The sequence below is a fragment of the Bradyrhizobium sp. SZCCHNR1093 genome (assembly GCF_032381175.1).
In the GTDB taxonomy this organism is placed as follows: Bacteria; Pseudomonadota; Alphaproteobacteria; order Rhizobiales; family Xanthobacteraceae; genus Bradyrhizobium.
Genome location: NZ_JAUHJJ010000001.1, coordinates 771,443 through 784,023, shown reverse-complemented (window position 1 = coordinate 784,023; position 12,581 = coordinate 771,443). Strand labels below are relative to the sequence as shown.

The following is a 12,581-nucleotide window of genomic DNA, read 5'->3' as shown; positions in this document are numbered from 1 at the left end:
ACGCGAAAGTATTAACCTTGAAGGATGGGTTTCGATGCGAATTGCGATGATCGGCACGGGCTATGTGGGGCTGGTGTCCGGTGCCTGCTTCGCCGATTTCGGCCACCAGGTGACCTGCGTGGACAAGGACGAGAGCAAGATCGCCGCGCTGCATCGCGGAGAAATCCCGATCTTCGAGCCCGGCCTGGATGCGCTGGTCGCGGCCAACGTCAAGGCCAAGCGGCTCGATTTCACCACGGACCTCAAGCAGCCGGTCGCGGAGGCCGATGCCGTGTTCATCGCGGTTGGTACGCCGTCGCGGCGCGGCGACGGTCACGCCGACCTCACCTACGTCTATGCCGCAGCGCGCGAGATCGCAGCCTCCCTCACCGGCTTCACCGTGGTCGTGACGAAGTCGACGGTGCCGGTCGGCACCGGCGACGAGGTCGAGCGCATCATCCGCGAGACCAATCCGACGGCCGATGTCGTCGTTGCCTCCAATCCGGAATTCCTGCGCGAAGGTGCCGCGATCCGCGATTTCAAATGGCCGGATCGCATCGTCGTCGGCACCGCGGACGAGCGCGGCCGCAAGGTGCTCGGCGACATCTATCGCCCGCTGTCGTTGAACCAGGCGCCGATGATGTACACCGAGCGCCGCACCGCCGAGCTGATCAAGTACGCCGCCAACGCGTTCCTCGCCACCAAGATCACCTTCATCAACGAGGTCGCCGATCTCGCCGAGAAGGTCGGTGCCGACGTGCAGGAGGTGGCGCGCGGCATCGGTCTCGACAACCGCATCGGCTCCAAGTTCCTGCATGCCGGTCCGGGCTTCGGCGGCTCGTGCTTTCCGAAGGATACGCGCGCGCTGATCAAGATCGCGCAGGACTACGACACGCAGCTGCGCATCGTCGAATCGGTGCTGGCCGTCAACGACAACCGCAAGCGAGCGATGGCGCGCAAGGTCGCGCATGCGGTCGGCGGCAATCTGCGCGGCAAGACGGTGGCGGTGCTCGGCCTCACCTTCAAGCCGGAGACCGACGACATGCGCGAGGCGCCGTCGATCCCGCTGGTGACCGGGCTGCTCGACATGGGCGCCAAGGTGCGCGCGCATGATCCGGTCGGCATTGAGCAGGCCAAGAAGGAGCTGCCGGAGATCGCCTATTTCGACGATCCCTATGAGTGCGCGACGGGCGCCGATGCGATCGTGCTGGTGACCGAATGGGTGCAGTACCGCGCCATGGATCTCGATCGCCTCAAGGAGGTGATGGCCCATCCGGTCGTCGTCGACCTGCGCAACGTCTACCGCCCCGACGAGATGGCCGCTCACGGCTTCGTCTACGAGAGCGTGGGCAGGCCGTCGGTGAAGGGCGCGTGATGTGAGGAGCGTGACATGACGTTGTCATACCCCGCGTAGGCGGGGTATCCAGTAGCCTCGATCTTCGTCATCCGCGAGATCTGCGTCTACTGGATTGTCCGCCTTCGCGGGCAATGACGGGTTCAACGATTGCCCCTTCGCTTCGACACACCGCTGCCCATCGACGCCGTGCTGGACGACCTGTCCGGCACGCTCGAACGCAGCAACACCGCCGTTCTGGTGGCGCCGCCCGGCGCCGGCAAGACCACGCGGGTGCCGCTGGCCTTGCGTGATGCGCCGTGGGTCGGAACTAAGAAGATCATCGTGCTGGAGCCCCGCCGGATCGCGGCCCGCGCCAGCGCCGAGCGGATGGCGAAGTCGCTCGGCGAGCGCGTAGGCGACACCGTCGGCTACCGCGTGCGCTTCGGCTCGAAGATCTCGCGCGCGACCCGCATCGAGGTCGTCACCGAGGGCATCTTCACGCGGCAGATCCTGGATGATCCCGAGCTGACCGGCGTCGCCGCCGTGCTGTTCGACGAATTCCACGAGCGCTCGCTCGATGCTGATCTCGGCCTCGCGTTGGCGCGCGACGCGCAGCAGGGGCTGCGCGAGGATCTCCGCATTCTCGTGATGTCGGCGACGCTCGACGGCGCCCGCGTCGCCAGCCTGCTCGGCAATGCACCGGTGGTCGAGAGCGAGGGCCGCGCCTATCCGGTCGAGACCCGCTATGTCGGCCGCAAGCCGGATGCGCCGGTCGAGCGCCAGATGGCCGAGACCATCGCCAGCGCGCTGCGCGCCGATGCCGGCTCCGTGCTCGCCTTCCTGCCAGGCGCCGCCGAAATCCGGCGCACCCAGACCATGCTCGCCGAGCGCGTCCACGATGCCAGCATCGAGATCGTGCCGCTGTTCGGTGCGCTCGATGCCGCCGTGCAGGATCGTGCCATCTCGCCCGCCCCAAAAGGGCAGCGCAAGGTGGTGCTGGCGACCTCGATTGCCGAGACTTCGCTGACCATCGAAGGCGTCCGCATCGTGGTCGATTCCGGGCTCGCCCGGGTGCCGCGCTACGAGCCGGACATCGGCCTGACCCGGCTGGAGACGGTGCGGGCTTCGCGCGCCGCCGTCGATCAGCGCCGCGGCCGCGCCGGCCGCACCGAGCCTGGTGTCTGCTACCGGTTATGGGACGAGCCGCAGACGGCCTCTCTGGCGGCCTATACGCAGCCGGAAATTCTCAGCGCCGACCTGTCCTCGCTGGTGCTCGATCTGGCGCAATGGGGTGTCAGTGACCCCTCCGCGCTGAGCTTCCTCGATCCGCCGCCGCAACCGGCTTGGAAGGAGGCGCGTGATCTGCTGCGCGAGATCGACGCTCTCGACGAAGAAGGTCGCCTCACCGACGACGGCCGCCGCCTGCGGGCACTGGCGCTGCCGCCGCGGCTCGCCCGCATGATCGTCGACGCCGCTGATTATGGCGCCGCCGCGCAGGCCGCCGACATCGCCGCCATTCTGACCGAGCGCGGGCTCGGCGGCGACAGCGTTGATCTCGAGGTCAGGCTCGATCAGTTCCGTCGCGACCGCTCGCAACGGGCGCAGAGTGCGCGTGACATGGCACGGCGCTGGGCGCAGCAGGTCAGGGCGGCCTTCTCCCCACAAGTGCAAGGGCAGCTCAGCACCGGCTTGATGCTCGCCTTTGCCTTTCCGGACCGGGTCGCGCGCAACCGCGGCAATGCCAGCTTCGTGCTCGCCAATGGCCGCGGCGCCGCCGTCGAGCCGACCTCGTCGCTGGCGCGCGTACCCTATATCGCGGTCGGTGAGCTGACGGGAACGGCGGCCAGCGGCCGCATCCTGCTGGCGGCGCCGCTGGCGATCGAGGATATCGATCGGCATTTTGCTGCGCATATCGAAGCGAGAGACGAGGTCAGCTTCGATCAAAACGCGATGGCGTTGCGGGCGCGGCGCCGGCGCAAGCTGCATGCGATCACCATGGCCGATGCGCCGGTCGCGCTGACGCCGTCGGAGGAGACCGCGCGCATCTTCGCCGACGGCATCTGCGCCGCGGGCCTTGACAGGCTGCCGTGGTCGAAGGCCGCCCTGCAATGGCGCGATCGCGTTACCTTCCTGCGCAAGGCGGAAGGCGACAGTTGGCCGGACCTGTCGGATGCGGGCCTCGCCGAGCGGCGCGAGGACTGGCTGGTGCCGCTGCTGGCCGACAAGACCTCGCTCAAGGATGTCTCGCCCGGCGACGTCTCGGATGCCGTCATGGCACTGCTCCCCTGGGATCTGCGGGCCCGGCTCGACCGGGAGGCGCCGACGCATTTCGAGGCGCCGACCGGCACCATGCTGGCGATCGACTACGAGGCCGAGCAGGGGCCCACCATCGCCGTCCGGCTACAAGAGCTGTTTGGGCTCAACGTCCACCCCTCGATTGCCAGAGGCGCGGTGCCGCTGGTGCTGGAGCTGCTGTCGCCGGCGCAGCGGCCGGTGCAGGTGACGCGCGATCTGCCCGGCTTCTGGCGCGGCTCCTATGCGGCCGTCCGCACCGATCTGCGCGGCCGCTATCCGCGCCATCCCTGGCCTGATGATCCGGCCCATGCCGAGCCGACCCGGCGGGCCAAGCCGCGGGGGACGTAGCTCATGCAAATTGTACCGCCGCTATCGTTGTCGTTAACGCTTCACTCATCGTTTTCGCCAAAATGGCGGCGGCAGCCGGTCGCTCGCAGTCGCCCGTCAGCGGCTTTGATGGTCAAATCGGTTGCGGGGTAAAGTCGGGCGTTTGCGTCATGCGTAACATAATGATCTTTGCGGCCGTTCTCGTCGGTCTCGGCACCTTCATGGCGCAACTGGCCGATCGCCTGACCCCCGCGTCGGCATCCGCGACACCGTCCGTGCGGGTTGCCACGGCGGAGCCGTCTGCCGCGGGCCAGCGCAGCCTGAGCATTCCGACCGACCGCCGCGGTCACTTCCGCGCCGACGGCCGCATCGACGGCCAGCGCATCAGCTTCATGGTCGATACCGGCGCCTCGATGGTCGCGCTGAACGAGAGCTCGGCCGCCCGTTTCGGCCTGCGTCCGGCGCGCGGCGAGTACACCGCCACCGTGACCACGGCCAACGGCACCGTGAAGGCCGCCCGGGCCAAGCTTGCGATGGTCGAGCTCGGCGAGCTCACCGTGCGTGACGTCGATGCCCTGGTGCTGCCCGATACGGCGCTGTCGGAGAATCTGCTTGGCCTGTCGTTCCTGTCCAAGCTGAAGCGTTTCGCCTACGCCAACGGCCAGATGGTGCTGGAGCAGTAGGCTGCACCGAAGCGGAATGTTGTTTCGCGCGTCACCGGCCCCCATATACCGGCAGGCAGGCCGATCCCGAGTCGCAGTCATTGAATAGTTCGTCTGGTGGCCTGCGCGAGCGGTCCTGCCCGATTGTTGCCTGCATTCCTCTGCCTTCTGACACTGTTGTCTGACGTCGTGCTAAGCATGAACGCCTTCTTCCATTGATGTGATATTGCCGAGGCCGTCTCCTGATGTTTCCGAAACCCAAGCCCGTCCTGGTTCCCAATACCTACGCCTTCGAATCCGAGCCAATGGTGAAGCCGACGGGCTTCCGCGAATATGACGCGCGCTGGCTGTTCAACAAGGAGATCAATTTGATGGGGGTGCAGGCGCTCGGCATGGGGCTGGGCGCGCTGATCGCCGAACGCGGCGTGAAGCAGGAGATCGTGACCGGGCACGATTTCCGCGGCTATTCCGCCTCGATCAAATACGCCCTGATTTCGGGCCTGATGGCCGCCGGCTGCAAGGTGCATGATGTCGGCCTCGCGGTGACGCCGATGGCCTATTTCGCGCAGTTCGATCTCGACGTGCCCTGCGTCGCCATGGTGACCGCCTCGCACAATGACAACGGCTGGACCGGCGTGAAGATGGGTGCCAACCGTCCGCTCACCTTCGGGCCCGAGGAGATGACCCGGCTGAAGGAGATCGTGCTCAACGCCGAGTTCAAGAACGGCGGTGGCGGCTCCTACCAATTTCACGAGAATTATCCGGCGCGCTACATCGCCGACCTCACCAGCCGACCCAAGCTCAAGCGCAGGCTCAAGGTGGTCGCGGCCTGCGGCAACGGCACCGCGGGCGCGTTCGCGCCGCAGGTGCTGGAGGCGATCGGCTGCGAGGTGATCCCGCTCGACACCGAGCTCGATCACACCTTCCCGAAATACAATCCCAATCCCGAAGACATGGAGATGCTGCACGCCATCCGCGATGCCGTGCTCGCGCACGAGGCCGATGTCGGTCTCGGATTTGATGGCGACGGCGACCGCTGCGGCGTGGTCGACAACACCGGCGAGGAGATTTTTGCCGACAAGGTCGGCGTGATGCTGGCGCGCGACATGTCGGCGATCCACAAGAATGCGCAGTTCGTCGTCGACGTGAAATCGACCGGCCTGTTCATGACCGATCCGGTGCTGCAGGCGCAGGGCGCGAAGACCGCCTACTGGAAGACCGGCCATTCCTACATGAAGCGCCGCACCAACGAGCTCGGCGCGCTCGCCGGCTTCGAGAAATCGGGCCACTTCTTCTTCAACAAGCCGTTCGGCCGCGGCTATGACGACGGTCTGGTCTCGGCGATCGCGATCTGCGAGATGCTCGATCGGGCGCCGGGCAAGTCGATGGCCGACCTGAAGGACGCGCTGCCGAAGACCTGGTCGTCGCCGACCATGTCGCCGCATTGTGGCGACGAGGTCAAATACGGCGTCGCCGACGCCGTCGTGAGGCACTTCCAGGCGCTGCAGCAGCAGGGCGGCAACGTGGCGGGCCAGCCGATCCGCGATCTCGTCACCGTCAACGGGGTCCGCGTCACGGTCGAGGACGGCAGCTGGGGTCTGGTGCGAGCGTCATCCAACAAGCCCGAGCTCGTGGTGGTAGTCGAAAGCCCGGTGTCCGAGCGGCGCATGCACGACATGTTCGAGGCGGTCAACGAGGTGCTGCGGACGCATCCCGAAGTCGGCGCCTACAACCAGACGATCTGAGGCCGCGTTGATGATGTCCCGCTAGGGCCGATGCTCGCGCTGATCCCATCCTATTCGATGGGATCAAGCGGCCCTCAGGGAGCTCAGGAACTGATCGACCTCGGATTTGAGCCGGGTCGATTGCGAGGTGAGTCCGTTCGCGGACTCCAGCAGGCGCGAGGCGGCGCTGCCGGTCTCGTCGGAGGCACGGGTCACGCTGCCCATGCTTTGGCTGACAAGCCGCGTGCCTTCGGCCGCCTGCTGCACGTTGCCGGAAATTTCTCCGGTGGCGAGGCCCTGCTGCTCGACCGCGGTGGCGATCTCCTTGGAGATTTCGTCGATCTCGGCAATCGTTCCCCCGATCGCCTGGATGGCGCTGACGGCGTCACCCGTGGCGCTCTGGATGCTCTGCACCTGGCTGGAAATTTCCTCGGTGGCCTTCGCGGTCTGGTTGGCGAGCGCCTTGACCTCGCTTGCCACGACGGCAAAGCCCTTGCCGTGCTCGCCAGCGCGCGCCGCCTCGATGGTGGCATTCAGCGCCAGCAGGTTGGTCTGGCTGGCGATCGTCTGGATCAGCGTCACCACCTCGCCGATCTTCTGGGTGCCGGCAGCCAGGCTCTCGACCACCGTGTTGGTGCGGCGAGCTTCGTCCGCCGCCTTCGCGGCGATCTCCGCCGAGCGCGTCACCTGCTGTGAGATATTGTTGATCGACGCCGTCAGCTCTTCCGTTGCTGCAGCGACCGTCTCGACATTGGTCGACGCCTGCTGCGAGGCGCCGGCCGCGGCCGACGTCTGGCGCGAGGACTCGGCGCTGCTCCGGCTCATCGACGAGGACAGGCTCTGCATCTCGTTTGCGGCGACGGCCACCGCCTCGACGATGCCGCCGATCTTGCGCTCGAAGCCCTCTGCCAGCTCGCGCCGGGCAAGATCGGCCTGCTGCTTGACGCGTTGCTCGGCCTCGAACCGCTCGGCGTTGGCGCGCGCCTCGGCAGCGATCGCCGATTCGGCTTCCGCGGTCTTGCGCGCGCTGGTTTCGAACAACTGCGTCAGCTTGAGCGCCAGGGCGATGAGAACGCCGGCCTCGATCAGCAGGATGACCGCATGCAGCACAACGCGGCCGAAATCAGCGCCGCCCGGGTAGATCGCTGCAGGAAAGACGAAGTTCAGGACCAGATGGTGAAGCGCGACGGCGACGGTGCCGGCCAGGATCGGCCGGTAGTCGCAATATGCGACCAGACAGGCCAGCGCCGCGAAGAAATACATGTGCATGTCGATCTGCCAGGCATGTCCGGACATCTGGTAGACGAGCACGGATACGCCGCCCATGACGGCGACTGCGACGGTGAGCTGGGTCGACAAAGTGTCGCCAGCGCTGCGCCAGGAAAGGGTTGCCACCACTGCCATGACGACCATGAGCATGGTCGGCATCAACCAGTCGCCGCGCGACAGCCCGATGATGAGGGAGAGCGGAACGTGAACCCAGAGCACCGCCAGCAGAAGCTTGCTGGTCGTGTGCCGGAGGGTTGCCAGATCGCTGGTCTCGACGGTCATTTCCTATTCCCCCAAAGAGATCATTTTGCAAAGCAGGCGGAGACCGCCTGCGGATCGATGACGAGCCAGGCTCCGGCCTCGCGCAGCCGCGCCAAGCCGTCGTGTTCGCCGGGACGGACGACCAGCAGCGATGAAACGGTTGTCGTGCGCACGAGAGCGGCGTCAGCCGAGGCCGCAGCGAGCATCGCCTGTTGCGCGCTCCACCAAGGTGGGAAAGCGACGGCCACGATTTCGCTCCCCATGCGCACCTGGAGTGACAGCGCAGCAACCGCGACAAAGCTCGCGATCAGGAGCGCCGTGGCATTGAGCCAGGCGCGCGAAGACTGAGGTATGGTTGCACCGGACGTCATCGCATCCAAGAATAGAGGGATGGAAATAACTTCCGGTAAACGTTCGTTAGGGATGACGACTGAGGTCCGGGACGCTGGCGCTGCAACGTCCAAGCGGCCCGGAATGCTCGGCTCAGACCGGCGGCACCGGCAGCGCCGTGACCGACTTGATCTTCTCCATGGCGAAGCGCGAGGTGACGTTCTTGAGGGGCACCGCGCTGATCAGCTTCTTGTAGAAGACATCGTAGCTCTGCATGTCCGCAACGACGACGCGCAGCATGTAGTCGACGTCGCCGGCCATCCGGTAGAACTCCATCACCTCCGGCATCGAGCTGACCGCTTCGGCGAATTTGCGCAGCCAGGCCTCGGAATGGTCGGCGCTCTCCACCGACACGAACACGGAGATGCCGAGCCCGATCTTGTTCTGATCGACCAGGGCCACCCGGCGCAGGATCACGCCATCGGCCTCCAGCCGCTGGATGCGCTTCCAGCACGGTGTCGACGACAGTCCGACCCGGTCGCCGATCTCGGCTACGGACAGCGAAGCGTCCTCCTGCAGGACCATCAGAATCTTGCGGTCGATGGCATCGAGCCGGCGATTGGCCTCGGAGCCCTGGGCGGCGACATCGGTCATGGAGAAACTTGTTCCATATGAAGGCTATAAAACCCTCATATAGAGAAAATCGTTCCAAGGCAAGGATCGGCCGTTCAGCCCTTTGCGGACGGGTCTGGCCGTTTCCGCGGAGGGATGGGCTGGTTTCCTGCTACCGCTCGTCGTTCTCTTTCAGCCAGCGACCGACCAGATGATGAGCAATGGCGAACGGATGCGGTCCCGCCAAGCCATCCGGATGCTGCCGCACCAGCATCTGCCGGGCCTCGTCGCGGCTGAACCAGCGCACGTCCTCGAGCTCGTTACGGTCGATGACGATGTCTTCGTTGAGCGCCCGGGCGCTGCAGCCGATCATCAGCGACGACGGGTAGGGCCAGGGCTGGGTCATGTAGTAAGTCACGTCGGTGCAGCGAATGCCGGATTCTTCGAACACCTCGCGCCGGACGGCGTCCTCGATCGTCTCGGCCGCCTCGACGAAGCCGGCGAGGCAGGAATACATGCCGGCCGGAAACTGCTTCTGCCGCCCGAGCAGGCACTTGTCGCCGGAAGCGACCAGCGAGATCACGACCGGATCGGTGCGCGGGAAATGCTCGGTCTTGCAGCTCGGGCATTCGCGCTTCCAGCCGCCCTCGCGCATCGCGGTCTTGGCGCCGCAATTGGCGCAGAAGCCGTGACGCTGATGCCAGGACACCAGGGATTTCGCCATCGCGATCGTCGCCAGCTGGTCGACCGGGGGCGCACCCTGCATCGCCATCCCGCGCAGCTCGGCGACCGACACATCGTCGCGCCCGGCGAGCTTTTCGACGGCGGCCGGCGAGATGCCCATGCCGAACACGGCCGCGCCGTCCTGCAGCCCGAGGAAGATCGTTCCCGGATTGGCGCCGAACTTCAGCGCCTCGTCGATCGACAGCAGCGCGCGCAGTTGGTCGCCGTCGCGCTTCAGCACCAGCGAATCGCGGTGCACGACATAGGCGCGCGTCGAGGGATTGCTCTCGAAGGCGATCAGCTTGTCATCATGGAAGCGCAGATGGGCGGCGCGATCGATTGGATGGCTGACGAAGGCCGGCTTTCCGAGCGGAAACAAGTCGAATGGCGACATCTCTTACCCTAACCAGATCTTGCGCCTGACAGCGCTGATGAACTGCTGCACCTCCTGCGCATCGTGAGGCACGGGCGGCGCGGCGCCCCACACCGGTCGCGGCCAGGCCACGTCACTTGTGCGTCGCGCGATGATGTGGACGTGCAACTGCGGCACCATGTTGCCGAGCGCGGCGACGTTGAGTTTGTCGCATTTGGTGATCTCCTTGAGCGCGCGCGACACCCGCGTGATCTCGGTCATCAGCTGCGCCTGCGCGACCTCGTCGAGATCGATGATCTCGACCGCGCCCTCGCGGCGCGGCACCACCAGCAGCCAAGGATAGTTCGCGTCCTTGATCACCAGCACGCGGGACAGCGGCAGGTCGCCAATGTCGATCGTATCCTTCGCAAGTTGCGGATGCAGCGACCAGGCTGATTCGGGCATGCGGCGGTTCCTGGCGGACGGTCTGGCGGGGAATTCGACGGCACCTAAAGCCTTTCCGAGCTGCGGCACAAGCCCGCGGGGCGGTGGGTCGCCCTGGCGAAGCTCGCGCTTGCTTTCCGGACCGTTTGGCCCCAAATAGGCAGCGGGAGATTGGCGGTGGACGAGCCACTCGCCAACCGGGTCAGGTCCGGAAGGAAGCAGCCCTAACGAGGTCCGGATCGGGTCGCTCGTCAGTCTCCTACCTGTTTTCTCGAGCGAATCGCGCAAAGATGGCGGGGACCCCGCGCAGGGCGGGCGCTCGACCGCGCTCCGGCTGATTGCGTCGACGACCCGCGATCGATGCCGGCCTGGAATACTCACTTGCGGATCGCTCGATGACCGACGCTGGCGCCCCACCTGTTCCGCCTGACAGCGCCGACGCTCCCGCCAAGCCCTACCGGGTGCTGGCGCGCAAATACCGCCCCTCCAGCTTCGCAGATCTGATCGGCCAGGAGGCCGTGGTGCGCACGGTCTCGAACGCGTTCGAGACCGGCCGGATTCCGCAGGCCTGGATTCTGACCGGCGTCCGCGGCGTCGGCAAAACCACGACGGCCCGCATCCTCGCGCGCGCCCTGAATTACGAGCTGCCCGACGGCTCGGTGAAGGGCCCGACCATCCACATGCCGGTGCTCGGCACCCATTGCCAGGCGATCATGGAAAGCCGGCACATGGACATCCTGGAGATGGACGCGGCGTCCCATACCGGCGTCGACGACGTCCGCCAGATCAATGACAGCGTGCGCTATGCTCCGGCCAGCGCGCGCTACAAGGTCTACATCATCGACGAAGTCCACATGCTGTCGACGGCGGCGTTCAACGCCTTCCTGAAGACGCTGGAGGAGCCGCCGGAGCACGCCAAGTTCGTGTTCGCCACCACCGAGATCCGCAAGGTGCCGGTCACGGTGCTGTCGCGCTGTCAGCGCTTCGATCTGCGCCGGGTCGAGGCCGAGGTGCTGATGAAGCATCTCCAGGGCATCGCGACCATGGAAGGCGTGACGATCGAGCCCGAGGCGCTCGGTATCATCGCGCGCGCCGCCGAAGGCTCGGTGCGCGATTCGTTGTCGCTGCTCGATCAGGCGATCGCGCACAGCGCCGGCGAGGTGCGCGCCGATGATGTCCGGCAGATGCTGGGCCTCGCCGACCGCACCCGCGTGATCGACCTGTTCCACCATCTCGCCAGCGGCGACATTGCCGCCGCCTTCAAGGAATTCCGCGAGCAGTATGACGTCGGCGCCGACCCCGTGGTCGTGCTGTCGGATCTGGCCGAGTTCGTGAACTTCGTCACCCGGGTGAAGGTCGTGCCGGCGACGGCCGACAACGTCGCCTTCAGCGAGACCGAGCGGCTGCGCGCGCGCGACTTCGCCACCAAGCTGTCGATGCGGGTGCTGTCGCGGATGTGGCAGATGCTGCTCAAGGGCATTGCGGAGACGCAAGGCGCGACGCGCCCGGCTGCAGCGGCGGAAATGGTGCTGGTGCGCATCGCCTACGCGGCCGATCTGCCGACGCCCGACGAAGCCATTCGTATGATCGAGCAGAGCGGTGGTGGCTCGCCGATCGTCACGAACGGCGGCGGGGCGCGTCCTGCGCCGGCATCCGGCATGAGCGCGGGGGCGCCGCCTGTGATGACGTCGGCGCCAATGCAGGCGCCGCGGGCGCAAGGCCCGACGCTCGCCGCGGTCGGCGGTTCGATGCGCCCGCAGGCGATGTCATCGCAGCCGTCGCCGGCATTACAGGACCAGCCCGCACTGCGCATAGGGAGCTTTCAGGAACTCGTCGCGCTGGCCGGCAAGAACCGTGACCTGATCACCAAGAGCGCGCTCGAGATGGACGTGCGGCTGGTCCGCTTCGAAGAGGGACGGCTGGAGATCGCGCTGGAACGGACGGCGCAGCGCTCGCTTGTCTCGGACCTCGGGCGCAAGCTGGAGGACTGGACCGGCCGGCGCTGGACGGTGATCGTTTCCAACGAGCCGGGCCAGGCGACCTTGCGCGAGCAGAATCTGCGCGCCAAGAGCGAGCGCGAGGCGGCGGCGGAGGCCGATCCGCGCGTGCAGGAGATCCTGGCGCGGTTCCCGGGCACCAAGGTGGTCGAAGTGCGCCGGCTCGCCCCCGAGCCGCCCGAATCGGACGCCAGTGCTGTCGAGCCGCCCGACGAGTCCGACGATGATGATTTCTAGAGCATGATCCGGAAAAGTGGAAACCGGTTTTCC

10 protein-coding genes and 1 other RNA gene are annotated in these 12,581 nt (G+C 66.4%); 6 read left to right on the top strand and 5 right to left on the bottom strand.

All coding sequences use genetic code 11. The features are described 5' to 3' along the window. Positions 1–34: 34 nt before the first annotated feature. The 4 genes from QX070_RS03730 to QX070_RS03715 all read left to right on the top strand — a co-directional run bounded on the left by QX070_RS03730 (position 35) and on the right by QX070_RS03715 (position 6,344). Positions 35–1,354 carry a UDP-glucose/GDP-mannose dehydrogenase family protein gene (locus tag QX070_RS03730; RefSeq protein WP_315734961.1) on the top strand — a complete coding sequence of 440 codons (1,320 nt, stop codon included), beginning with the start codon at positions 35–37 and terminating at the stop codon, positions 1,352–1,354. Positions 1,355–1,483: 129 nt separating this feature from the next. Further along, positions 1,484–3,958 carry an ATP-dependent helicase HrpB gene (gene hrpB / locus QX070_RS03725; protein WP_315734959.1) on the top strand — a complete coding sequence of 825 codons (2,475 nt, stop codon included), beginning with the start codon at positions 1,484–1,486 and terminating at the stop codon, positions 3,956–3,958. Between the two features lie 161 nt (positions 3,959–4,119). Then, on the top strand, positions 4,120–4,620 hold the full coding sequence (locus tag QX070_RS03720; RefSeq protein ID WP_315735711.1) for a TIGR02281 family clan AA aspartic protease: 501 nt from the start codon (positions 4,120–4,122) through the stop codon (positions 4,618–4,620). A gap of 224 nt (positions 4,621–4,844) precedes the next feature. Beyond that, a complete protein-coding gene (locus tag QX070_RS03715; RefSeq protein WP_315734957.1) occupies positions 4,845–6,344 on the top strand; it encodes a phosphomannomutase/phosphoglucomutase in 1,500 nt (499 codons plus the stop codon). 63 nt (positions 6,345–6,407) lie between these two features. Here the strand turns inward: QX070_RS03715 and QX070_RS03710 are convergent, their stop codons facing one another. From QX070_RS03710 to QX070_RS03690, 5 genes are all read right to left on the bottom strand, one after another. Beyond that, positions 6,408–7,874, bottom strand: coding sequence for a methyl-accepting chemotaxis protein (locus tag QX070_RS03710; protein WP_315734955.1), 1,467 nt, complete (start codon positions 7,872–7,874; stop codon positions 6,408–6,410). A 20-nt stretch (positions 7,875–7,894) separates the two neighbouring features. Next, positions 7,895–8,224: a hypothetical protein gene (locus QX070_RS03705; protein WP_315735709.1), complete on the bottom strand. Its 330-nt coding sequence runs from the start codon at positions 8,222–8,224 to the stop codon at positions 7,895–7,897. A gap of 112 nt (positions 8,225–8,336) precedes the next feature. After that, positions 8,337–8,837 carry an Lrp/AsnC family transcriptional regulator gene (locus QX070_RS03700; protein WP_315715344.1) on the bottom strand — a complete coding sequence of 167 codons (501 nt, stop codon included), beginning with the start codon at positions 8,835–8,837 and terminating at the stop codon, positions 8,337–8,339. 130 nt (positions 8,838–8,967) lie between these two features. Continuing rightward, on the bottom strand, positions 8,968–9,912 hold the full coding sequence (nudC, locus tag QX070_RS03695; RefSeq protein ID WP_315734953.1) for an NAD(+) diphosphatase: 945 nt from the start codon (positions 9,910–9,912) through the stop codon (positions 8,968–8,970). A 3-nt stretch (positions 9,913–9,915) separates the two neighbouring features. Beyond that, the gene (locus QX070_RS03690) at positions 9,916–10,335 is read right to left on the bottom strand and encodes an HIT family protein (protein ID WP_315734951.1); all 420 of its coding nucleotides are present in this window, start codon (positions 10,333–10,335) and stop codon (positions 9,916–9,918) included. 145 nt (positions 10,336–10,480) lie between these two features. Between QX070_RS03690 and ffs the strand changes: the two genes are divergently transcribed. Both ffs and QX070_RS03680 read left to right on the top strand, forming a co-directional pair. Then, positions 10,481–10,577, top strand: an RNA gene (gene ffs / locus QX070_RS03685) — signal recognition particle sRNA small type. Positions 10,578–10,709: 132 nt separating this feature from the next. Further along, positions 10,710–12,548, top strand: a complete 1,839-nt coding sequence (locus tag QX070_RS03680) for a DNA polymerase III subunit gamma/tau (protein ID WP_315734950.1) — start codon at positions 10,710–10,712, stop codon at positions 12,546–12,548. Positions 12,549–12,581 lie beyond the last annotated feature (33 nt).